Origin of the sequence: Citrobacter sp. CFNIH10, from assembly GCF_002934585.1 — a bacterium.
Classification (GTDB): Bacteria; Pseudomonadota; Gammaproteobacteria; order Enterobacterales; family Enterobacteriaceae; genus Citrobacter_A; species Citrobacter_A amalonaticus.
Genome location: NZ_CP026216.1, coordinates 2,205,800 through 2,229,187 on the forward strand (window position 1 = coordinate 2,205,800; position 23,388 = coordinate 2,229,187).

Sequence of the window (23,388 nt, forward strand, 5' to 3'; positions counted from 1 at the left end):
GTGTTAATTATTCAGGCTCAGTGCAGCGCTGGACGGTATCGACAATCATCTGATAGCCAGTACAACGGCACAAATTCCCCGCCAGACCACGACGGATCTCCAGAATGGTTAATGGTTTTTCCCGCGGTTTTGCCAGCAATGCGGTGGTCGCCATAATCAGACCCGGCGTGCAAAAACCACACTGCACGGCACCGGATGTCGCATAAGCCATCTGAACACGCGAGAGCTGACTGCCAGCCGATTCACCTTCCAGGGTACGGATCTGTTTTCCGGCTGCCCACGCGGCAAGGTACAGGCAACTGTCGATGGCTGTACCGTCAACCAGCACCGTACAGGCTCCGCATTCACCGACACAGCATCCCTGTTTGACGCTCAACAACCCTTGTTCGCGCAGGAGTTCAGAGAGCGGCATCCCCGGCATGATGCTGAGCTGAAAAGGGTGATCATTAATGACGCATTCCAGCGTGATTCGGTTAGTGTCATTCATTGCAGCTTTCCTCCCGCCGCGACAACGGCTTCAGTAACCACTTTCCGGGTCATCGTCTGGATGAGATGCAGACGAAATTCCTTACTTGCCCGCCAGGAAGATCGCGGGGCGACGTCCTGCAGAACGGATTCGGCGATCGCGTCCAGCGTCTGGTGGGTCAATGGCGCATTTTGCGCCGCGCTCTCCGCATGCTGACAGCGAACTGGCGTCGGAGCCGCAACGCCGAATGCCAGACGAAGTTCTTTAAAACCGCCGTTATCCAGTTGGCATCGTGCCGCACAACCAATGGTCGAGATGTCCATCGCATCGCGCATGGCATATTTAAAATGCGCGCTGCCAGTATGCGCCCTCGGCTGCGGTGGAAAATGAAAGGCGACAAGGATTTCATCTTGCTCAAGAGCAACTTTTCCGGGGCCGGTGTGAAAACCGTTGATGCTGGTAAAACGCACCCCTTTTGGCGAGGCGATCTCAAGCGTGGCGTCATAAATCAGCGTTGGCGTGGCCGAGTCTGCGCTGGTTGCGCCATTACAGATATTCCCGCCGTAGGTCGCGACATTACGGATTTGCGGTCCGGCGATGGAGGTAGCTGCCGCACACAGGGCTGGCAGATGTCGTTGCGCGACGGGATGCTCGATAATCTCGCTAAAGGTGGTGGCGGAACCGATACGCAACCTCTCTTCCTTCGACAGGGTAATGCCTCGTAATTCGGGCAGATCATGGATATCGACGATATGACGGTAACGCGCATTGTGATGATGAAGTTGGATCAGTACGTCGGTTCCGCCGGCGAGCAGTTTCGCCTGCGGATAGCGCGCCAGCAGGCTGACAGCCCCGGCAATGTCTGAAGCGCGATGATAAGAAGCAAAGTCAAACATGATCATATCCTCAAATCAAGCCAGCCTGGTGGAACTCCGCATATAACCGTTTTGGCGTCAGTGGCAACGTATCAATTGCAACGCCTGTGGCCATTTTCACTGCGTTACGAATGGCGGCAGCAACAGGAATAATGGGCGGCTCGCCGAGGGATTTATGTCCATACGCCGACTGCGGCTCCTGCGTTTCAACGAATGCGCTCTCCAGTTGCGGCAGGTCAGGCATGGTCGGCATTTTGTAATCAAGGAGATTCGGGTTACGCACCAGACCACTTTCCCCATCGATGATCATCTCTTCAAACAGCGACCAGCCAATGCCCATTCCCATCCCGCCATGCACCTGACCTTCCGCCAGTTGAGGGTTCAGAATATGGCCGGAATCGTGGACATTGAGGATGCGGTTGATGGTGACCTTGCACAGGGCGATATCGACGCTCAGATCGACAAACGTGCAGCCAAACGCCGGTGGGTTAGTGGTGGTTTTCACCGAGCATTCCGCAGACAACTGACCGCCGCGCTCCGGATGATAAAACGCATCCATCGCCAGCTCTTTTAAGGACAGCAACGGTGAGTCCGGGCGATCGATAAGGACGATGTGGCCTGCCGTCAGCGTCAGGCTCATGACGGACTGATGCAGCATGTCGGCAGCGTGAAGAAGGATCTTATCGCGCAGTTGAAGTGCTGCCTTGCGCAGTGCCGGTGCGGTGACATAGCTTTGGCGAGAGGCGAAGGCGCCAGGGTCGAAGGGGGTAATATCGGTATCCTGGGTGGAAATAACGTGCACATCGCTGACCGGTACGCCGAGAGTTTCCGCCACCATCTGTGAGAAAACGGTATCCGCCCCCTGACCGATTTCCGTGGCTCCGCTCTGCACGTTGATCGTTCCGTCCTGATTCATCAGCAGACGGGCACCAGCGATCTCCACGCCGACCGGCCAGGTGTTGGAGGTATAACTAAAACAGGCGACGCCGACGCCCCGGCGGATGTTGCCTTGCTGGTGCAGACATTCAGCGCGACGGGCGTCCCACTCAAACAGCGCGCGGCCTTTTTGCAGGCATTCCGGGAGCCCCGCGCTGTAGATGCGTTTGCCGGTAATCGGGTTCGTGTCGCCTTCGCAGGCCGCATTGCGCAACCGAACCTCGACCGGATCGAGACCCAGCGCCGTTGCGGCGTCATCCAGCATCGATTCTACGGCAAAGATCACCTGCGGCGCGCCGTAGCCGCGCATCGCGCCAGCGGAAGGAAGATTGGTATAGCAGGTGGTGGAACGGTAAGCGTATGCGCTACGGGGATAGAGATAGGCCACTTTGTTGCCGCCCGCCGAGGCGATGGAGTGCCCGTGTGAGGCGTAAGCGCCAGTATTTGACAGAACATCCAGACGATAGCCTTGCAACGTGCCGTCGCGATTGAGCCCTATCTGTCCATCCATCGTGAACGCATGGCGGGTACGGGAAGCGAGAAAACACTCTTCACGGCTGAGAGAGACTTTCACTGGAATACCGCCCAGTTTGCGCGTCAGGAAAGCGGCCATGGGTTCTTCCAGCACATCCTGCTTGTTTCCAAATCCGCCGCCGACGTAAGGTTTGATAACCCGCACGCATGACCACGGAATGCCCAATGCCTGGCCCACGACCCGGCGTACGATGTGTGGGATCTGCGTGCTGGAGACGATGGAGATTCGCGAGTCATCTTCCATCCAGGCCAATGAAGTGACGCTTTCCATATGGCAATGTTGAATCACCGGCGTCTGGTAATGTCCCTGGAGTTGGTAATCAGCGGCATCAATGGCCTGCTGGACATTCCCGGTGGTCATTTCACTGCGATTGAGCAAATTACCGCCTGGGTGAATAGGGACAGCATCATCCGCCAGAGCCGCTTCTGGCGTGGTGATCACCGGGAGTTTTTCCCATACCACATTCACTAGCAAGGCCGCTTTTTCTGCGGTTAACTCGTCCCTTGCCACAACAATCGCGACCGCATCGCCATGATGGCGTACGTGGCGGGTCAACAGAAAACGGTCGGCGGTGTCACGTTTGTTCTCATCCAGCGTCCAGGCGTGCCCTGCCGTGGCGAAGGGAATATCCGGTACATCTTCCCAGGTAAACACGGCCAGTACACCGGGCAGGCTTTTCGCCTCGTCACAGTTGATGCTGGTGGCGTAACCGTGGGCAATCGGACTGCGAACGTATTTGGCATAACACATGCCCGCCATCATGTAATCATCAGTATATCGAGCCCGCCCGGTCACTTTAGCGATGGCATCCACGCGCATGCATGACTCTCCGGTAACGGTTGCTTCCCGCGCATCCATAAACGTCCCCTTGATTTAACAATTCGGTTCCTGAACAACCGTTAAATCAGGCAAGAATTACGCCAGAAGCGCAAAGTTGCGCCGTGAGAAAAGGGAAGTGTGACGGAGATAATAATATGGTCTGTCGGGAGAGGGATCCGACCTTTGACGATGAGCACTTTGCGTATCATTATGAGTTTAATCAACTCATTGTGATACACGGTAAGTGGCGGTGATAGCGTTTATCAGGCGGTCCATGAGGGGACATACCGATTCAATAAATTTGGCATCCGGATTATGGCTGCTATCATATGGCGTCTGTGAATATTGCGAGGAACGGTTTTGAGCGCAGGACGCCTGAAGAAAAATAGCCTGGGTATTGCCATGCTGCTTTGTGCGGGATTGCTTGTCGTGGGCTGCTCGGGGAGCAAATCGTCTGATTCTGGCGCCGTTTATACCGTCAAACGGGGAGATACCCTTTACCGTATTTCACGCACAACAGGCACCAGCGTCAAAGACCTTGCGCGTCTGAACGGTATTTCGCCGCCGTACACCATTGAAGTTGGGCAAAAGCTGAAGCTCGGTGGTTCGAAAACGGCCTCATCGAAATCCACTAAAAAGTCGTCTACCAAAACAGCCTCCGCGAGACCGTCTTCTTCCGTGCCGCAATCGTCCTGGCCACCGGTAGGGCAACGTTGTTGGCAGTGGCCTGCCAGCGGTAAGGTGATCCTGCCTTATTCCACTGCGGATGGAGGGAATAAGGGGATCGACATTTCCGCTGCCCGCGGTACGCCGGTTTATGCCGCCGGGGCAGGGAAGGTGGTCTACGTGGGCAACCAACTGCGGGGCTACGGTAATCTCATTATGATTAAACACAGTGAAGATTACATTACCGCCTACGCTCACAACGACACGATGCTGGTGAATAACGGGCAAAGTGTGAAGGCGGGACAGAAAATCGCCACGATGGGCAGTACTGATGCGGCCTCGGTGCGGTTGCACTTCCAGATTCGCTACCGTGCGACGGCCATCGACCCACTGCGTTACCTGCCGCCGCAGGGCAGCAAACCGAAGTGCTGACGGTGAATTAATCGCCAGTCAGCTGGTCTGTCCCTTGCCAACAAGAGCGTAAGGTTTATAATGCCTTACGCACTCCAAAGCGGGCGTAGTTCAATGGTAGAACGAGAGCTTCCCAAGCTCTATACGAGGGTTCGATTCCCTTCGCCCGCTCCATGACACTTCATACTTAAAACTCTCCAGTTTACTGAATCCAAAGGGAAATAGCTTAAAGCCTCCTTGCTGAGTTCCTTACTGTAACCGACGGTATAACCCTCACAGGGTTAGTGAGAAGTCTTGCTTTATTCATATATGGAAATTCAAATATAATTTGACACTGTACGGTTACAGCGAGATATTGCGAAACAATAGCCGGGGGGACTTATGCCACAATTATCATCTCTACAACTCTTCAAAAACCTCTCCGATGAAACCCGCTTGGGCATTGTGTTGCTGCTCAGAGAGATGGGAGAGCTGTGCGTGTGCGATCTCTGTACGGCGCTGGAACAGTCACAGCCCAAGATCTCCCGCCATCTGGCAATGCTCCGGGAAAGTGGACTATTGCTGGATCGCAAACAGGGCAAGTGGGTTCACTACCGTTTATCCCCGCATATTCCTTCCTGGGCCGCTCAGGTGATTGAGCAGGCCTGGTTAAGCCAACAGGACGACGTACAGGCCATCGCCCGTAAGCTGGCATCAGCAAACTGCTCTGGCAGTGGTAAGGCTGTTTGTATCTAAAAAATTTGCCTGTACATATATGTTTTTACGGATGTGAGGTGTTAAAGATGAAAACGTTAACCGTGTTTGATCCTGCGATGTGCTGCAGTACCGGCGTTTGTGGTTCAGATGTTGATCAAGTTCTGGTTGATTTCTCTGCGGATGTGCAGTGGCTGAAAGGACGTGGCGTACAGGTTGAACGTTACAACCTGGCGCAGCAGCCCATGAGCTTTGTTCAGAACGAGAAAGCGAAAGCATTCCTCGAAGCATCTGGAGCAGAAGGGCTTCCGCTGCTGCTGTTGGACGGCGAAACGGTGATGGCAGGGCGATACCCAAAACGCGCTGAGCTGGCTCGCTGGTTCGGCATTCCGCTGGAGAAGGTTGGGTTAGCGCCCACCAGCTGCTGTGGTGGTAATACTTCCTGTTGCTGAGTATGTCAGGAGGACATATGAAATTCTTACAGAACATCCCGCCTTACCTGTTTTTTACCGGTAAGGGAGGTGTAGGAAAAACGTCCATTTCCTGCGCGACGGCTATCCGCCTTGCCGAACAGGGGAAGCGGGTTTTGCTGGTCAGTACCGATCCAGCTTCCAATGTCGGCCAGGTATTCGATCAGGCTATCGGTAATACCATTCGCCCAGTGACAGCAGTTCCTGGACTTTCCGCTCTGGAGATCGACCCGCAGGAAGCCGCCCAACAATACCGCGCCAGAATCGTTGATCCTATCAAAGGTCTTCTGCCTGATGACGTTGTTAACAGTATCAGCGAGCAGCTTTCAGGAGCCTGTACCACTGAGATTGCGGCGTTTGATGAGTTCACCGGCTTATTGACAGACGCTTCCCTGCTGACCCGCTTCGATCACATTATTTTTGATACAGCGCCGACGGGCCACACGATTCGCCTTCTCCAGCTTCCCGGTGCCTGGAGTAGCTTCATTGAAAGTAATCCAGATGGTGCTTCCTGTCTTGGCCCAATGGCCGGTCTGGAAAAGCAGCGTGAGCAGTATGCTCATGCAGTAGAGGCGTTATCCGATCCTGAACGTACCCGCCTGGTTCTGGTTGCACGACTGCAAAAATCTACGCTGCAGGAAGTCGCCCGCACCCATGAAGAACTGGCTGCAATTGGCCTGAAAAACCAGTACCTGGTGATTAATGGTGTGCTGCCTAAAGCCGAAGCAGAGCATGACGCCCTTGCCGCTGCGATATGGCAACGGGAGCAGGAGGCACTGGCAAATCTTCCTGTCGGTTTATCTGAGCTACCGACAGATACCTTATTACTCCAGCCAGTCAATATGGTTGGTGTGTCCGCATTGAAGGGACTGCTGGATATCCATTCTGAGGCGTTACCGCTCCCGGCAACGAACGTTCTGTACATGCCTGAAAACTTATCGCTCTCTGGCCTGGTCGAGGATATCGCTCGCAGTGAACACGGCCTGATTATGCTGATGGGCAAAGGTGGCGTAGGGAAAACCACGATGGCTGCGGCTATAGCCGTAAGGCTGGCAGACATGGGATTTGACGTGCATCTCACGACCTCTGATCCTGCTGCGCACCTGAGTACAACGCTGAACGGCAGCCTCAAGAATCTGCAGGTCAGCCGAATCAACCCTCACGATGAAACTGAACGCTATCGTCAGCATGTTCTTGAGACGAAAGGCAGGGATCTGGATGAGGCCGGGAAACGGCTACTGGAAGAGGATTTACGTTCTCCCTGTACTGAAGAAATTGCCGTCTTTCAGGCCTTTTCAAGGGTAATTCGTGAAGCAGGTAAGCGTTTTGTGGTCATGGACACGGCACCAACCGGGCATACGCTTTTGCTGCTGGATGCCACTGGGGCGTATCACCGCGAAATTGCCAAAAAAATGGGTGAAAAGGGACATTTCACCACACCAATGATGCAGCTTCAGGACCCAGAGCGAACCAAAGTTCTGCTGGTTACGCTTCCTGAAACCACACCGGTGCTGGAAGCGGCAAACCTGCAGTCTGACCTTGAAAGAGCGGGGATTCATCCGTGGGGCTGGATTATCAATAACAGCCTTTCCATTGCGGATACGCGTTCTCCGTTGCTTTGCCAGCGTGCCCGGCAGGAACGGCCTCAGATTGAGGTTGTTAAGAATCAGCACGCTGACCGTATAGCGCTCGTTCCGGTATTGGCGTCAGAGCCCGCCGGTATTGAAAAGCTCAGAAAGTTGATGAGTTAATTTTTTAGTATTTACAGGGCGGCAAAGTCGCCCTGTCAGGAGGATGTATGTTACTGGCAGGCGTTATTTTTGTCCTGACCATTGTTTTGGTTATCTGGCAGCCTAAGGGTTTAGGGATCGGCTGGAGCGCGACGCTGGGCGCAGGACTGGCTTTGATTTCTGGCGTTGTGCATGTAAGCGATATTCCGGTGGTGTGGAATATCGTCTGGAACGCGACGGCAACCTTTATTGCCGTAATTATTATCAGCCTGCTGCTCGATGAATCTGGTTTTTTCGAATGGGCGGCACTGCATGTTTCACGTTGGGGTAATGGTCGTGGCCGTTTGCTCTTTACTTATATCGTCCTGCTCGGCGCAGCGGTGGCGGCACTGTTTGCCAACGATGGCGCGGCACTGATTCTGACGCCGATAGTCATTGCCATGCTGCTTGCATTAGGGTTCAGTAAAGGTACGACACTGGCATTCGTCATGGCTGCCGGGTTTATTGCCGATACTGCCAGCCTGCCGCTTATCGTGTCGAACCTGGTGAATATCGTCTCGGCGGACTTCTTTGGTCTGGGCTTCACTGAATATGCATCGGTGATGGTGCCGGTGGATATTGCCGCCATTGTTGCCACGCTGGTGATGCTGCATCTGTTCTTCCGCAAGGATATCCCGCCGACTTACGATCGGGCTCTCCTTAAGGCACCGACAAACGCGATTAAAGATCTGGCAACCTTCAGAACTGGCTGGATAGTGTTGATTCTTCTGCTGGTTGGGTTCTTTGTCCTCGAGCCACTCGGGATTCCCGTTAGCACCATTGCTGCAGTTGGGGCGGTAATACTGTTTACTGTGGCGAAACGAGGCCATGCCATTAACACCGGCAAAGTGCTGCGTGGCGCACCCTGGCAGATAGTCATCTTCTCACTGGGGATGTACCTGGTGGTCTACGGTCTGCGCAACGCCGGACTAACCGAATACCTTTCAGGTGTGCTGAACGTACTGGCGGATAAAGGACTCTGGGTCGCGACGCTGGGGACTGGCTTCCTGACAGCAATCCTGTCTTCCATTATGAACAACATGCCTACGGTGCTGGTTGGCGCGCTCTCTATCGAGGGAAGCACTGCAACCGGCGTTATTAAAGAGGCGATGATCTACGCTAACGTGATTGGCTGCGATCTGGGGCCGAAAATTACACCTATTGGTAGCCTTGCAACGCTGCTCTGGCTGCATGTACTTTCACAGAAGAATATGACCATCACGTGGGGATACTATTTCCGCACCGGGATTATTATGACTCTGCCTGTGCTGTTTGTAACGCTGGCGGCGCTGGCGCTACGTCTCTCTTTCACTTTGTAATGAGATACTGATATGAGCAACATCACCATATATCACAACCCGGCCTGCGGTACGTCGCGTAACACGCTTGAGATGATCCGCAACAGCGGTAATGAACCGACCGTTATTCATTACCTTGAAAATCCACCGTCTCGCGATGAGCTGGTCAAACTCATTGCGGATATGGGCATTTCCGTCCGGGCTTTGCTGCGTAAAAACGTCGAGCCTTATGAAGAACTGGGGCTTGCGGAAGATAAGTTTACTGACGACCAATTACTAGACTTTATGTTGCAGCATCCGATCCTGATTAACCGCCCGATTGTGGTGACACCGTTGGGAACGCGCCTTTGCCGCCCTTCCGAAGTGGTACTGGATATTCTTCCGGATGCGCAAAAAGGCGCATTTGCTAAGGAAGATGGCGAGAAAGTCGTTGATGAAACAGGTAAGCGATTGAAATAAAGATGAAGGGGGCAGATGCTCCCTTATTCCTGCCTCAGAGCATAAGACCCGAATCTTCTGGCAGAGCACTATTCCTTCACCAAGTTGCAGTTGCAGCAAAACTGTGTCAAGCCAGCGGCCATGCTTGAAACCATCCGGAGGTTCGGTTTCGAAGCGACCTGTACCATGCAGGACATGGGGCCGTAGCCCCATCTATTAGCCTGCCAATTTTGCTGGCAGAGCCGTAACTCATATTCTCAGACGGTCTGATTCAGATGTTGCTGGCGTAGTTTTAACAAACGAAAAACCAGTATCATGACGATAATTCCTGCCACCATCGCCAGAAAATGGAAAGCTATCCTGCCACCAGCCTGAAAATAGAACCAGCGGGCCAGCTCTACTGAGGTCGCCATAAAACTTAATGCAATAATGTTAATGGTTGCTGATACGGTGCCTTTAGGCAGGGAATGAGAAAAAAGCGCAAAACGGAACAGGACGGGATACAGCATTCCTGTCCCGAGGGCATAAATACTTATTCCCATCACCGACCATAACCAGACATGCGGCCAACCCAGATTACCAAGCAGAAGGATACACAGCCCGCTTAGTTGAACTGGAACGGTACGCCAGATAAAGCGCGGTGAAGTGGGGTCTTTGATAAAATTCGCGACGATGATGCTGGCAATAATCACCCGCAGAACGGTTCAACAAGTGTGTTGCGTCCATCAGTTGAACTCACAGTACATAAAGGACATCAAACCTGCTCCAGCCAGTGGGCCGATGACAGGCGCAAGCAATACGATTGAGGTCAGAGCAGCCATGATACGGATGGAATCCTTTTCATCAAAGGCCTCCTGTATTGACACATAACCAACGGTGGAGATGAAGCAAATACTGGTTCCCTGTATAAAACGGGCAATAAAATATTGCTCGATCGTGGTGACAAACATCATGCCCAGACAGGCCAGGGCAAAGATCATTGCACCAGTGAGCAGGACGGGACGGCGACCAATCCGGTCAGAGAGAGGACCGAGGAGCCACTGGAGCGCCAGACCTCCGGCCATATAAAGACTGACAGAGGCAGGCGCGAGAGTGATATCAGCCTGAAGCTCACGGATGATGTGGATGATGCCCGGCTGGATGAGATCCGTGGTCAGATAGGCTGAAAAATCGTAGATGACCATCGCCAGTGGAAATAATAGAACGCTGCCATACCTGCTAAGGCGTCCCGTAAATGGCTTCATAAACGGGTTCTCCGTTTTTTTATAATCCCTTGATTTTAATCAACTCAGATCGTGCAGTTCTTTATCCATCGCAGGAGTCAGTCTGAGATCAAGAAATTCTACCTCCAACCCCTGGCGCTGAGGTGTACAACACATGACGCCCGTTCTTACTGGGCCCATGGGAAAATGACATAAGCGAAGTAATGGCCAGTGCTGTCCATCTGAGGAGTATTGCAATCGTAACGCATCTTTTTTACGGGTCAGACGCAGCCAGAATTCCTTCGGATCCCCGGGAAAGAGCCCTGTAGCCCAGTCGGAATATCCCTGCGTGAGTACACTCCCGATTGCAGGTGCTCCATCGTTAAATTCGATGCCAGCTTTGAGCCAGTGCTGTTCGTCAGAGAGCATCATAATTCCAGCCTGGTCATAGAGTGTGGTGAAGTCTGCGCGGATCCTGACCTGAAAAGTAAAATCATCTGTTACGTCAGTGGCGTAGATGTGACCTGAAAAACGCTCAAACCCGTACCAGGTACGGCACCAGAAATCGGTGTGATCATCTGTGATTACCGACAGGGCGTTATTTTCGTAGCACCATACGGCGGGCTCATTGATCCATTCAAACTTGCAACTCATCATTGTTCTCCTGTCATCCGGAATGCAGCATAACGATAGTTTAAAATGTCAGTTCCATTTCAAACTGGCATAACGGTTCAGCCTGATAACCCGCCGCAGTAAATAATGGTGCCAGCATTTCTGGCATAGATACATCAGCATTGTTTTGCCAGTCCCTGGCTCCGGTACTCGGGCAGCACACCAAATTCGGTCAGATGCGCTTTGTCCATTCTGTGGGTTACGATGGCTATTGCCACCGGGTTATCATTGATCAGCCAGACAAACGAGTCTTTAGCTGATACCGGAATAACGGTCATAGATAAAGCTCTACATTGCGGTTTTCGGGAGCTACAGGGGGAAAATATGCTCCCTGTTTTCTCAGACAGTGAAGCTGATTTCTACAGAGCGGGCACTGCGATCGCCCTCACCATGGTAAACAGCTTCAATATTGTTACCGTCCGGATCCAGAACAAAAGCGGCATAGTATCCGGGATGGTAGGTTCGTTCGGCGGGGGCGCCGTTATCACGTCCGCCATGATTTAGCGCTGCGCGGTAAAATGCGTCCACCGATTCACGGTCTGTGGCCTGAAAGGCCAGATGGTGCCGTCCTGTAGGCACCCCTCCAGGCCCCGAACTTTTTACCGATGAAATGACCAGTTCGTCAGCCCAGATATAATCGTCATCTGTGATAACCAGGGGGATCTTAAGTTCCGCCAGCACAGCAGTGTAAAATGCTTTGCTTGCGTCAAAGTTGTTTACCACGAGCTGGATATGGTCGATAAGTCTGCCACGATGAAGCGTATAGTTTTCCACGGCTCATTTCCTTATTCACACTCTGTCAGTCAGGCCTGTATCTGTGAAATTGAACAAAGGTACAACCCTACGTATAACTTATATTGCTGAAAAAATACGTTAATATTTGTGCTCTGTACCCGACAGGTATCAGAAAATCATTCCAGATTGAGTCTTTGGACAGGAATTACTATTCTGCTATTCGCTTAAGAGCAGGCTCTCAATTGCCAGTTGTAAAATAAATAGCAGAGATGAGATGAGAGCAAGCCATTTTAGGGGGCGCAGTTTACGTTCAGGTATAGAGAGCGTATGGAGTATGGCATGACGCTTCATTTTATTGAGTGGCATGCTACCTCCTTGAAAAAGAGCCGCCTGCGCAGGCGGCTAAGCAATGAAAACAAGAGTTATTCCACAAACCAGGTCACTGTGAGCAAGGCCAGTTGTCATGGGGCTAACATAACGGTTGGGACGGTAGGAAAAAAGGCCACGGGTGGCCAAAAGTTTTCCATTTCGAGTCGACAGCTTCCTCCAGGAGTGCTGTTCGTTTGTTAGCCAGAACAGCTTAACGGATAAAAGCAGTATCTCCATGTTAAATGAGTGGTTGTTTAGCGTTTATTTAAACAATGCCGATCAAATAATACGTACTCAAATAATAAACCGAGCAGGACTATCCAGTCCTGCTAATTGACATGCGTTCATGAGAACTGGAGAAATAATTCCTTCTGATGTGCCACAATGCAATCACACCCCGGTCAGGGGATTCCCGGGTTTAAGTAGCGTGATTAACCGGCACTGTATCTGAAAGTTATCACTTAACGAATAACGGCGTTCTTTTTTCAGCGAACTGAAGAACGATTTGACCACCGCAGTATCCCAGCAGTTACTACGTCGGCTCATACTGGAGGCCAGGTTATTGGTCCAACAGAACCGCCGCCAGTCGCCACTGTCGTACTGGCTGCCCTGGTCTGAGTGCACGATAACCTCGTCGTCAGGTTTATGTCGCCAGACTGCAATCAGCAGCGCATCCAGTGCCAGCGAGTGGTTCACTTGCTTAATTATGCCTGATACATTGCATTGACAGCTCCGTCTGTAACGTTACACTAAACCGTTGTAGTTCATAATTCCTGAGAAGATGGCGATGCCGGGTATGAGTGTCTTCCGCCATTCATCGATTGCCGCAAAGGAGATGTATGGCGAATATTCGTGATGTCGCAAAGCATGCTGGCGTTTCCGTCAGTACGGTATCCAATGTGCTCAACGGTCGGACCGATCAAATGCGGGCTGAAACCCTGGCGCGTATCCAGCAGAGCATGCAGACGCTGAATTACTTTCCAAACCGGGTGGCTCAACAGCTCAAGACCGGACAGGCCAAAATGATTGGTCTGCTGGTGCCGTCCATTGTGAATCCCAGCTTTGCTGCCCTGGCCCGTGAAGTCGATCTGGCCGCCAAAAAGCGCCAACTGCGGGTGCTGATTGGAAATACCTACCGACAAATTGAAGAAGAAGAAGCCTTTCTGGACGACATGTTTTCCCACGGCGTCCGCGGGATTATCGTTGCCGCCTGCGATATTGAAAAAGCGCATTTTGCGCAAGCGGCAGAGCAGGGCATGGTGATGGTGAACTATGATGGCCGTATGCCTGTGCGTGCTCAGTCGGGTCATTTTGCGCTGGACAGTGTATCAATGGATAACATTGAGGCCGGGCGAATGGCAGCAGAACACCTGATTGCACAGGGGTGCCGTCGCCTCGCGTTTGCCACGGTGGAAGGGATGACCCCCAGCCGTGCGCACAAAATTGAGGGCTTTCTCCGCGCGGTGCAAGACCACGGGCTTTATCGGGAAGGAATGATCGTTGAAGGCCAGGCCATGGCGGCCTATGGCGACACAGAAATGACAGAACTCGGGCGGGCGCTGGCGTTAAAAATCAGCCAGCAGCCGGTGTTCCCGGATGGTATTGTCGCGATCAACGATGCGTTGGGCATTGGGCTGATGGCTGGTCTGCATCAGGCCGGGATCCATGTGCCGGAACAGATCTCTATTGTGGGCATCGACAATATTCCGCTCTCCGGACTGGTTTTCCCTGGCCTGACGTCCATCATGCCGCCGCTTCGGGAGATGGCAGAAGTGATGGTGGAGCGGTTGATCGAGCGGACTGAAAATCCGGCCATTCCGCCAGAGGAGTTTCTGTTCCCTCCGTCGCTGGTTTCCCGACAATCGGTACAGTAGCGGCGAGGCACGAGAAGAACGATACGTTCTTCTCGCTCTGTCATACCAGCGTTGGGGCTACGGTCAGCAGAATATTGGCGAAGCGGCGGGTTTCGCCGGAGGCGATGACCAGGAGCGTGTCAGACGATTTGGCCAGCGAATAAAACGCGTTACGTTCAACATGTTCAACTTCGATCGCCTCAGAAAGCATGCCACGGTATTCACGCTCGACCGTATTATCAAAATCCGCCGGGCTTGCCATTAACGTGGCTTTTTCCACATTAATATAGCCAAGGATTTTCTCCAGAATGACGACGCTCCCGATCATCCCTGGAGTGAAATTAAGCCAGATAATCCGTGCCTGCGCAGAAGTATTGGTTAGAAAAGAGTAATTGGCATCGGTGATTAAAATATTCGCCTTGTGTCCGCACTGTGCCAGCGCCTGTAATAAATCAGGATGAATAATATCTGACTTGATCATATGTCATACCTTTTAAAACTGGCGGGCATTATCGCCCGCCGCATTTTTATGCCCGGTAAATACCGCCGTTAATATCGATGGTGGCACCGGAAACGAAGCCATCATATTCAGAAGCGAGGAAACAGATGACCCTTGCCACATCTTCCGGGGTGCCCGCGCGTCCCAGAGGAATGGCCTGGATTGTCTGCTCGGCAGAGGCCTGCGTAGTATGCTGATTATGAAAACGCGTGCCGAGAATCAGTCCCGGCGCAACGGCATTGACGCGGATGCCGTGTTCACCGAGCTCCGCGGCAAGCGAGCGAGTCCAGGTCAGCACCGCGCCTTTGGTGGTGGAGTAGACCAGAGAACCCGCATGGCCGCCAGAGCGCCCGGCCAGGGAGGCCAGGTTAACAATACTGGCGCCGTCTGGCGCGGCCTTCAGCCACGGTAATGCCTGCTGAGTGACATTCAGCATCGTCGTCATATTGACGTCGATCACCGTGCGCCAGAAATGTGGCTCAATCTCACCCAGCCATTTGCGGGCAATAATGCCGCCAACGTTATTGATCAGAATATCGATACCGCCGAGGAATTCCGCTGCCTGTGCCACACAGCGGGCTGCATCTTCTTCATCGGTTAAATCGGCGAAACCACAGGCCGCGCGACAGCCTTGCTGTTCGGCGAGCGCCATTAATTCCCGTGGGCCTTCTTCGCCACTGAAATAATGAATATAAATATCGCATCCCGCCTCAATCAGTTTTTTCGCGCTCTCTTTACCAATGCCTTGTTCTGCACCTGTAATAAACGCTTTTTTACCCGTTAATAATCCCATTTCATACTCCCATTATTCATATTTAAACGGCATCAGGTAATGACGTGACATCGTTTTACCGTTTTTTGTGCGTGGATATCCCTGCCACCTGAGCGTGGCAAATACAGGACTTCATTATCAGTAGCCGGCCAGTCCGGGCAGCCAGGTGGTTAATGGTGGCGCCATGGCGACAATAATGATGCCGACAAAAACCACCGCCAGATATTTCGCCATCGGTTTGATGACGTGCTTCATCTCCACGCCACAAATGGCGCAGGTGGTATAGAGACCCAGGCCGATCGGCGGTGAGAACAGACCAAAGCCCATCGCCATGATCATCACAATGCCAAAGTGCAGCGGGTTAAAGCCAAGCTGAATGGCTATTGGCACCAGAATCGGGGCGAAAATGATCAGCGCAGGCGCACCTTCAAGAACCGCGCCAAAGATGATCAGAATAACAATGGTCAATATCAGGAACAGCCAGGCCCCTTGCTCCATGCCAATGCCAACCAGCAGTTCAGCGATCTGTTGTGGGATCATTTGAATGGTCAGGGCATAAGAAAGGCTGGTCGCACAGGCCACGATGAACAGCAAGACGCCGGACATTGCCGCAATATCAACGAACATTTTCACTGTGGCTTTCAGCGTCAGCTCACCAAACGCCAGGCGACCCACCACAATGGCGTAGATCACTGCGAAGGCGGAAATTTCCGTGGAGGTGGCGATCCCCATCATGACCCCGCGGCCAATCATGAAGATCATGACCAGACCGACAGCGGCACCGAGGTAAAGCTGAGTCCGCGGGCGTAATACCGGATAGGCTTCGCTGACGTTAATTTTCCCGCCGAAACGGTTGGCGGCGACCATTAACAGCACCAACAGGCAAGCTGCAGGGATGAGGCCTGCGATAAACAACGCGCCGATGGAAATATTGGCGACAAAGCCCATCACGATCAGGTTCACGCAGGGTGGAATGGTTTCCGCCATTACCGCGGAGGCGGCAAATACCCCGGCGGCTTCTTCGCTGTCCTGCTTCGCGCGACGTACCGCAGGCATTAACACTCCGCCGACGGCGGCCACATCCGCCAGTTTGGAACCGGAGATGCCTGAGAAAAAGGCCATCGACAGTACGGTGGTCATGTTCAGACCGCCGCGAAAGCGTCCCATACCACGCACAATCAGTTCGACCAGACGCGTGGACATGCCGTTGATTTCCATTGCCGCTCCGGCGAGCAAGAAGAACGGAATCGCCAACAGAACAAAGTGGTCAACGCCCGCCGCTACCTGCTGGGAGAAAAAGACAAACGGCAGGGAAGGGTCGCAGATAAAAAAGACCATTGCCGACATGCCGAGTGTGAAGGCGATTGGCACACCGGCCAGAATGCCAAGCACGAAGCAAATCAGCATCAGGCCCGCCGCCGCGCTGGCCGGATCGGCCATCAGCGACAGTTTCAGATAACCCAGCGCCGCCAGCACAATGATCCCTGCGCCGCTAAGCAACACCACTTTTGCGCGTTCATGCAGCGCATGTTCCAGCGCAGCCACCATCATCACCACGGAACCGATTAATACCGGAATCACGTAAATGGTCTGCGGCAGACCCGTCTCGGTGGTTTGCAGTCGCGCGGCCTGCACCAGATCGTAACTGGAAACGACCAGTCCAACGGAGACCAGAAACAGGATCCAGCGGCTGGCATGAACAACGTAAGGGCGAACGCTTTCTGGCAGAAAGCGTAAGAACAGATCGACGCCAATGTGTCCGCCTCGGCCGGTTGAGGTGGCGACGCCAAAAAAGACCAGCGCAATCATCAACGCTCGCGCCACCTCTTCCGCCCAGTGGATCGGTGAATGCAGGGCGTAGCGCCAGATCACCGAAGCAAATACCACCAGCACGTTGATAAACAACACCAGCGCTCCGGCCCAGGACGTTAACGTGGTCAGAAATCGACTCAGCCGCCCCAACAGCGTCAACAAAGACTTTTCATCCTTTGTTTTCATCGGGATATCAGCCATGATGAACTCCTTTCATGGTTTGTGTGGGCAACATCGCCGACCCGCTAAACGCCACAGGCCGACGATGCTCGGCTTATGGTTTGTCGCTCGGCGCGGCGGCGCTGATCTCGTCCACCATCGGTTTCAGATCCGGGTATTTATCCAGGAAGGCTTTCCAGACAGGCTGTACGGCCTGTGCGAAGAACGCGCGATCGGTTTCCCGGAAAGTGACGCCTTTCGCCTCCAGGTTTTTAATCGCTTCCAGTTCTTTCTGGCTGGCCTGCTGGCGTTCGTATTCCGTGGCCTCTTTCGCTGCGGCCAGCACGTCGGCACGTAATGACTCTGGGATCTGCTCGAAGCTCTTCTTGTTCATGGCAATCATCAGCGGGTTATAGCTATGGCGGGTCAACGTGCCATTTTTGATGATTTCATAATATTTGCTGGCATAGATGGTGGGCGCATCATGCTCGACGCCATCGATCACGCCCATTTGCAGGCTGGAATAGACTTCTCCGCCCGGCATGGGAATGGCCACCGCCCCCATGTGATTCAGCGTGGCGATAAAGTTAGGCACCGGCAGTACGCGGATTTTCAGATTCTTTAAATCCTCCGGCTTTTCAATTGCCTTTTTGGTGTACACGTTGCGCGCGCCAAGGTTATAGCCATAGCCCAGCACCATTACGTTTGCTTTATCCATCATCAGTTTAGAAAGCTGCTCACCGGCTTTGCCGTCCAGCGCTTTCCCGACCTGGTCATAGTCTTTAAACAGATATCCCAGATCCAGCACACCGACTTCCGGCACCAGCGTGGCCCAGATTGAGGTCCCTGAAATCATCATGTTAATGGCGCCGATACGGACCTGCTGTGTTGCATCGGCTTCTTTTCCCAGCATGGCGTTGGCAAAGTAATTAAGCTTAATCTGTCCTTTTAACTTCTCGTTTTTATTAAGGTTTTCCTGGAAGCGGTTGAACCAAATATAGTGCGCAGAGGAGTCATCTCCTGGCAGAGACGAGTAAACACGAAAATTGATTGCTGCCTGTGCTGAAGTGCTCAGCACACTGCCTGCAATCAGGGCGCTACTGAGGCAAGCGAGTGCCAGAAAACGTCTGGCTGAACGAAACGGGGTTGTTTTCATCATGATTATCCTTTCTCACAGTGTAGAGGTCGTGATAACGCCATCTGGCAAGGTGGACGCAGCCAGCTGGTTTAACGAAAAAGTCGCTGATTCTGTTTTCTGTAACGTTTTAGTGTAACGTTACAGACGCTATCCGACTCACTGTGCAAATGCAATATGCTTCCTTTCATCAAGATGAGTGATATGTGAATTTTGTGGCGGGTATCGCTAATTTCCGGGCGCGTGTTACAAAACCGAAACGGGGTGTTCGCTGTTTAGTCACTGTTTAGTGAGGCAGGCTACAGAAACCGGTACGTCGTTGGTGCCCGGGAGCGCAGACAGTAGTCTGTGTAAACCGATTCGCGTCTGTCAGGTGATAACTTTTACGCATAGCTGCTTAGAAAATGGCATTTTTTACATAAGCATCAAGGTGATAGTGTCAATTGAAATGACAGAGAAAGCACGGTGCAGATGATGAAACATACCATTGGGATTCTGGGCGGCATGGGGCCCGCAGCAACGGCGGACATGCTGGAAAAATTTGTTGAATTGCGCAGCGCCAACTGCGATCAGCAACATATCCCGCTCATCGTTAGCTCAATCCCGGACATTCCCGATCGTACAGCCTGTCTGCTTTCTGGCGGCCCCTCTCCCTTGCACTATCTGGAGCGTTATCTGCATATGCTGGAAGATGCAGGGGCTGAGTGTATCGTCATACCCTGTAACACCGCACACTACTGGTTTGATGATTTACGGGCAGTGGCAAAGGCGGAAATGATCAGCATTCTGGATGCCACGCTGAGTGAAATTCCTCCCGGCGTGACTCGCGTCGGCCTGCTGGCAACAAACGCCACGCTTGCGACAGGGTTATACCAGAAAAAAATGACTGCGCAGGGGCTCTCACTGATTCAGCCGGAAGAGGCGGGGCAGGCGCAGGTGATGCAGGCAATTTACGCATTGAAAAGCGGAGATAAAGCCACCGCGCAAAGGTTGCTGTTTCCACAAATTGAGCGACTGATTTCCCATGGTGCGCAGATCATTATTATGGGCTGCACCGAGATCCCGTTAATTGTGGCCGGGCATGAGAGCAATTTTGGGTGCCGGTTTATTGACTCAACCGCGTCTCTGGTACACGCCGCCATTCGCTGGTATGAGTCATGGCCAGATACGCAGATGGATGAGCCTGTGCAGCAGGTTGCCTGCGTTTGAATTGCGCTCAGGGGACAGTATGCAGATGGTGCAGTTCTTTCCAGAACCGCTCCGCCAGGGGCGTCATCCGCGTATCCATCCGGTAAGCATAAGCCTGAATAGGAATAATCAGCTCGTCCTGGTTCAGCACAATGAGCTGTCGATTACGAATCTCCTGACGAATCGCATACTCCGGGAGCCAGGCGATTCCACAACCGTCCAGCGCAACCTGCTTAAGCAATTCACTCATCGAAGAGACAAAAAATGTACTGAAACTCAGCTCGGTATAGCGGGTTAACGTTCGGTTGATAAGCCGCCCCATATAGGAGTTCTGGCTATAGTTGAGCAACGGGAACGCGGGTTGGTCGAGTGTGTATCGCGGTTTTCCGTTTTCATCGCTTGCACAGACGGGAAACAGTTGTGACTCAAACAAGTGAATATTGGCAAACGGTGGCTGGAGCAGGTTTTCGTCATAATAAGAGAAGATAAAGTCGCTTTGCCCCTCCCGCAACATATCGACCGCCTGATCGACATCGATCGCCTCAACCGACCAGGTAAACTGGGTTGGCATCTGGCTGACGATACCGGGTAACAGCCCCAGTGAAAGGGAGTGCGCAGCGGCAATCTTAATTTTACGCAGTGTGAAATCGCTGCCGCCACGGAGTTCAGCCAGGTTACTTTCCAGCTGTTGTAGCAGATGACGTATCTGAGAGTGAAAGATTTTGCCCTGTTCGGAGAGTTGCAGTGGCGAGACCTGACGATTGAACAATTCAACCCCGACCGCGTTTTCCAGGGCGCGAATACGACGGCTGAAGGCGGGTTGCGAGACATTACGAATAATCGCGGCCTGGGAGAAGTTTCGGCACTTTTCCAGCGTCAGAAAGTCATAAAGCCATTTCGTTTCAATGTTATACAAACCTGCACCACTCACATCCATTTATCATCACCTGTCAGCCGTCTGTCTGCGCCATTTTACGGGCATTCACACGGCTGACAACCGATTGCGCTTACTCGAAAGTACCCTTCACGCAGGCTTTCCCGTCAACCACCATGCGTTTGCCGTGAGCATAAACCTGCTCAATACACAATTCCGGCGTCATCACCAGCAGGTCGGCATCCTTACCGGGGGCGATTTCGCCTTTAGTGGACAGGTTAAGAAAGGTAGCCACACTGGTCGTCAACGGACGCAGTGCGTCGGTCAGGGTAAATCCGTAATCGTTGATTAGCGATTGCACGGTTTCAAGCAAGCTCTCGAAGCCCGCCACGCCAATTCCGGTGAGTTTTCCGGCATCATCAAACAACGGCTGACTACCATTACCATCAGAACTGACCGTTATCCGGGCAAGCGGTACACCGGCTTTGACTGCGCGAGCAACCCCCTCAGCCGGTGCAACCGGATCGGGGATACCGCTGGTGATGTCGATGGTGCCGCCCTTGAGCGCAAAGGCCAGTGCTTCTTCGAACAACGCCTCATTGCGGTTTACGTGGGTGGGAAGCAGCTTACTCATCGGCACATCGCTATTTTCGAGAATGTCGTACAGCGGTTTGAGCCCCTTTTTACTGTCGCCCATATGGAACACGCTGACACCCGGTTTGCCGCCCAGCAGGCCACCCACACGAGATTCTGCTGCCATGTTTGCCAGTTGATAATCGCCAGGCGCGGCAGAGCGGTGGTCAGAGACGGCGCATTTTACGCCGATAACGCGATCGATCAGCGCCACATCTTTTTCGACGGAACCGGTGATCGTCGGTGAAGGGACATGATAAGCGCCGGTTAGCATCCAGGCGGTGATCCCTTCTTCATTCAGCGCTCGGGTTTTCGCCAGCAGTGATTCCGGATGACGGGTTACGGAGTCGGTGCCGAGCAAACCAATGACGGTCGTGACCCCGGCTTCGGTCAGTCTGCTCAGTCTGACTTCTGGTGTTCGGGTCGTGGGGCCCGCTTCACCACCGCCGCCAATCAGGTGTACATGCTGATCGATAAAGCCAGGACACAGGATCCGTCCCTGGAGATTGATAACCTTACAATCCGGCACAATGTGAGGCGAGATATCGCGTGCAACGGCAATAATCTTGCCGTTGGCGAGAAACACGTCGCAAATCCCCTGATCTTCAGGGGTATAAAGGTGCGCACCTTGCAGTAACGTAAATTCTGCGAAGGATAAATCAGGCATGATAATTCCCTTTTTAAACAATAAGCTGCATAACCCAGATCGACAGTAATGCGTTGATGGCACATACCGCAATGATGTGGGGGTAATATTTGGCGTTCACTTCGGCGGTACCGAGGCAGCGACCCACGTTTTGTACCGGGTTACCCATCAGGTATATCGCCGGGAGCAGAACCGTGACGTCGTGACCATTTAATGCTCCTGCAGTGAGCAAACTGGCGGAAACGCCTACCGCGCCGCCCATACTCATCAGCGACGCTAACAGCACGGTGGCGGCTTCACCAGGAAGTCCCCAAAGTGCCATGACGGGCTGACAAATGTGTCCAACCCAGTCAAGTAAACCGGTGATTTTCAGCGCCTGAATAATGACGAACGCCATCACCACGTTTGGCAGCAGGTTAGTGGTGGCAATTGTAAAGCCGCGGCGGGCACCGTCGATAAACATGTCCATGACATTTTTGCGTACCTGAGTGGTCATGCTTGTGCTCCTTGCGTTGGGTTACGGCGTTCTTCAAAGTTGATCCAGATACGTAGCAGGTTGGCGCCGACAAATTTAAACACCAGAATCACGGCCAGCGGGACGATAACAGACGTTCCCAGAAACGCGAAGACGGCAACGCCAGAGGAAAAATAGTTGGTAATAATCGCGCTGCCGCTGGTCTGGTATGCGGCAAAAATGACTTTATCGCGCTCGGTGATTTCACCATCCTGCGCCAGTTCTTTCGTCATACCTGCAGCCGCATCGGTATTTTGTAAGTTAGCGATAAGCGCCAGCGAGCAGATGCCCGGAATGCCCAACAGCGGCTTCAGGATCGGCGTCATCAGTTGTTGCGCCGCACGCAATCCGCCAAGACCGTCGGTGATAGAAATAATGCCCAGTGACAAAATGACTGACGGCGCAAGTTCCAGCGCGAAAAGAAAACCATCTTTTGCGCCCGTACCGCCCGCGCCCCGGAAGGTGACGGTCGTTTGTGCCGCGCCATTCGCGATCTGACCAAACGAACCGTTCAGCACGCTAAAATCAAAAACACGCCACCAACCTTCCGTTCCGGAAAATACGCCGGAAAAGAAAATGATGGTCAGAAAAAATGCCAGATATCCCTTAAGTCCGACCTTTTCTGTTGCAAGCGGCAGCGCCGCCTGTTCCCCTTGTTGCGCCATAGCGAACCCCGTTTTTTTTTTGATAATGTGTGTTTGTTGCGACAGGCCAGAAGTGGCCCGAACTCAATGACCTTACCAGCCATAGGGATATGGGGAAAATGCCAGAATGTTTCGCGCTATGCGTTTCTTGCATAGGGTGACAGAAATATCAGGATTAAAACGACCCGCCAATTTCTGCCTCGTTTTAACATTGCCAGATAATTTCTTTTCCATTTTTGTAAGGATAGTGGATTCAACGGCATGGTTTTAAACATTCAGAACATCGCTTCATGATGTGCAATAGC

General features: G+C 52.8%; 22 protein-coding genes, 1 tRNA gene and 2 pseudogenes. 9 read left to right on the top strand and 16 right to left on the bottom strand.

The window, feature by feature from the left end:
* Window positions 1–7 precede the first annotated feature (7 nt).
* Genes xdhC through xdhA form a run of 3 tightly spaced genes read right to left on the bottom strand, consistent with a single transcriptional unit; the run spans window position 8 to window position 3,670 of the window.
* Entirely contained in the window at window positions 8–487 is a 480-nt protein-coding gene (gene xdhC, locus C2U53_RS14115) for a xanthine dehydrogenase iron sulfur-binding subunit XdhC (RefSeq protein WP_042999389.1), read from the bottom strand.
* Window positions 484–1,362, bottom strand: a complete 879-nt coding sequence (gene xdhB / locus C2U53_RS14120) for a xanthine dehydrogenase FAD-binding subunit XdhB (RefSeq protein ID WP_044327729.1) — start codon at window positions 1,360–1,362, stop codon at window positions 484–486. The genes xdhC and xdhB overlap by 4 nt, the downstream gene beginning before the upstream one ends.
* 10 nt (window positions 1,363–1,372) lie before the next feature.
* On the bottom strand, window positions 1,373–3,670 hold the full coding sequence (xdhA, locus tag C2U53_RS14125) for a xanthine dehydrogenase molybdenum-binding subunit XdhA (protein WP_104446036.1): 2,298 nt from the start codon (window positions 3,668–3,670) through the stop codon (window positions 1,373–1,375).
* Between the two features lie 321 nt (window positions 3,671–3,991).
* Here xdhA and actS point away from each other — a divergent pair, with 321 nt between their 5' ends.
* The 7 genes from actS (at window position 3,992) to arsC (ending at window position 9,397) form a co-directional block, all read left to right on the top strand.
* Window positions 3,992–4,729, top strand: coding sequence for an amidase activator ActS (gene actS, locus C2U53_RS14130; RefSeq protein WP_042999392.1), 738 nt, complete (start codon window positions 3,992–3,994; stop codon window positions 4,727–4,729).
* A 79-nt stretch (window positions 4,730–4,808) separates the two neighbouring features.
* A tRNA-Gly gene (locus C2U53_RS14135) sits at window positions 4,809–4,882 on the top strand.
* 207 nt (window positions 4,883–5,089) lie between these two features.
* Entirely contained in the window at window positions 5,090–5,443 is a 354-nt protein-coding gene (gene arsR, locus C2U53_RS14140; protein ID WP_042999394.1) for an As(III)-sensing metalloregulatory transcriptional repressor ArsR, read from the top strand.
* Between the two features lie 47 nt (window positions 5,444–5,490).
* Window positions 5,491–5,853, top strand: coding sequence for an arsenite efflux transporter metallochaperone ArsD (gene arsD, locus C2U53_RS14145; protein WP_000855179.1), 363 nt, complete (start codon window positions 5,491–5,493; stop codon window positions 5,851–5,853).
* A 17-nt stretch (window positions 5,854–5,870) separates the two neighbouring features.
* Entirely contained in the window at window positions 5,871–7,622 is a 1,752-nt protein-coding gene (gene arsA, locus C2U53_RS14150; protein WP_042999395.1) for an arsenite efflux transporter ATPase subunit ArsA, read from the top strand.
* Window positions 7,623–7,669: 47 nt separating this feature from the next.
* Complete coding sequence (gene arsB / locus C2U53_RS14155) at window positions 7,670–8,959, top strand: arsenite efflux transporter membrane subunit ArsB (protein WP_104446037.1); 1,290 nt, start codon at window positions 7,670–7,672, stop codon at window positions 8,957–8,959.
* A gap of 12 nt (window positions 8,960–8,971) precedes the next feature.
* Entirely contained in the window at window positions 8,972–9,397 is a 426-nt protein-coding gene (gene arsC, locus C2U53_RS14160; RefSeq protein ID WP_099433728.1) for a glutaredoxin-dependent arsenate reductase, read from the top strand.
* Window positions 9,398–9,633: 236 nt separating this feature from the next.
* Here the strand turns inward: arsC and C2U53_RS14170 are convergent.
* From C2U53_RS14170 to C2U53_RS14190, 5 genes and pseudogenes are all read right to left on the bottom strand, one after another.
* A pseudogene (locus C2U53_RS14170) lies at window positions 9,634–10,620 on the bottom strand (MFS transporter).
* A 39-nt stretch (window positions 10,621–10,659) separates the two neighbouring features.
* Window positions 10,660–11,232, bottom strand: a complete 573-nt coding sequence (locus tag C2U53_RS14175; RefSeq protein WP_104446038.1) for a DUF1349 domain-containing protein — start codon at window positions 11,230–11,232, stop codon at window positions 10,660–10,662.
* Window positions 11,233–11,366: 134 nt separating this feature from the next.
* Entirely contained in the window at window positions 11,367–11,528 is a 162-nt protein-coding gene (locus tag C2U53_RS14180; RefSeq protein ID WP_225738836.1) for a GNAT family N-acetyltransferase, read from the bottom strand.
* A gap of 61 nt (window positions 11,529–11,589) precedes the next feature.
* A complete protein-coding gene (locus C2U53_RS14185) occupies window positions 11,590–12,024 on the bottom strand; it encodes a VOC family protein (RefSeq protein WP_044254073.1) in 435 nt (144 codons plus the stop codon).
* 804 nt (window positions 12,025–12,828) lie between these two features.
* Window positions 12,829–13,050, bottom strand: a pseudogene (locus C2U53_RS14190) (DDE-type integrase/transposase/recombinase); the annotation flags it as partial.
* A gap of 143 nt (window positions 13,051–13,193) precedes the next feature.
* Between C2U53_RS14190 and C2U53_RS14195 the strand changes: the two are divergent.
* Window positions 13,194–14,228 (top strand): LacI family DNA-binding transcriptional regulator, encoded by a 1,035-nt coding sequence (locus C2U53_RS14195; RefSeq protein WP_042999402.1) that lies wholly within the window; start codon window positions 13,194–13,196, stop codon window positions 14,226–14,228.
* 40 nt (window positions 14,229–14,268) lie between these two features.
* Here C2U53_RS14195 and C2U53_RS14200 read toward each other — a convergent pair whose 3' ends face one another.
* From C2U53_RS14200 to C2U53_RS14215, 4 genes are all read right to left on the bottom strand, one after another.
* Window positions 14,269–14,688 carry an RbsD/FucU family protein gene (locus tag C2U53_RS14200; protein ID WP_044254078.1) on the bottom strand — a complete coding sequence of 140 codons (420 nt, stop codon included), beginning with the start codon at window positions 14,686–14,688 and terminating at the stop codon, window positions 14,269–14,271.
* A 46-nt stretch (window positions 14,689–14,734) separates the two neighbouring features.
* A complete protein-coding gene (locus C2U53_RS14205; protein ID WP_054176822.1) occupies window positions 14,735–15,499 on the bottom strand; it encodes an SDR family NAD(P)-dependent oxidoreductase in 765 nt (254 codons plus the stop codon).
* Between the two features lie 117 nt (window positions 15,500–15,616).
* Window positions 15,617–17,491 (bottom strand): TRAP transporter large permease subunit, encoded by a 1,875-nt coding sequence (locus tag C2U53_RS14210; RefSeq protein WP_042999405.1) that lies wholly within the window; start codon window positions 17,489–17,491, stop codon window positions 15,617–15,619.
* A gap of 73 nt (window positions 17,492–17,564) precedes the next feature.
* On the bottom strand, window positions 17,565–18,608 hold the full coding sequence (locus C2U53_RS14215; protein ID WP_051642301.1) for a TRAP transporter substrate-binding protein: 1,044 nt from the start codon (window positions 18,606–18,608) through the stop codon (window positions 17,565–17,567).
* Window positions 18,609–19,058: 450 nt separating this feature from the next.
* On the opposite strand from C2U53_RS14215, the gene C2U53_RS14220 reads away from it, so the two are divergent.
* On the top strand, window positions 19,059–19,793 hold the full coding sequence (locus C2U53_RS14220) for an aspartate/glutamate racemase family protein (RefSeq protein ID WP_042999407.1): 735 nt from the start codon (window positions 19,059–19,061) through the stop codon (window positions 19,791–19,793).
* Window positions 19,794–19,800: 7 nt separating this feature from the next.
* Here the strand turns inward: C2U53_RS14220 and hypT are convergent, their stop codons facing one another.
* The 4 genes from hypT to C2U53_RS14240 form a co-directional block, all read right to left on the bottom strand.
* Entirely contained in the window at window positions 19,801–20,709 is a 909-nt protein-coding gene (gene hypT / locus C2U53_RS14225; RefSeq protein WP_042999408.1) for a hypochlorite stress DNA-binding transcriptional regulator HypT, read from the bottom strand.
* Window positions 20,710–20,779: 70 nt separating this feature from the next.
* Window positions 20,780–21,946 (bottom strand): beta-aspartyl-peptidase, encoded by a 1,167-nt coding sequence (gene iadA / locus C2U53_RS14230; RefSeq protein ID WP_044254084.1) that lies wholly within the window; start codon window positions 21,944–21,946, stop codon window positions 20,780–20,782.
* 13 nt (window positions 21,947–21,959) lie between these two features.
* Window positions 21,960–22,421, bottom strand: a complete 462-nt coding sequence (locus C2U53_RS14235) for a YjiG family protein (protein ID WP_042999410.1) — start codon at window positions 22,419–22,421, stop codon at window positions 21,960–21,962.
* Window positions 22,418–23,104: a nucleoside recognition domain-containing protein gene (locus tag C2U53_RS14240; RefSeq protein WP_042999411.1), complete on the bottom strand. Its 687-nt coding sequence runs from the start codon at window positions 23,102–23,104 to the stop codon at window positions 22,418–22,420. Before C2U53_RS14240 ends, C2U53_RS14235 begins: the two co-directional genes overlap by 4 nt.
* Window positions 23,105–23,388 lie beyond the last annotated feature (284 nt).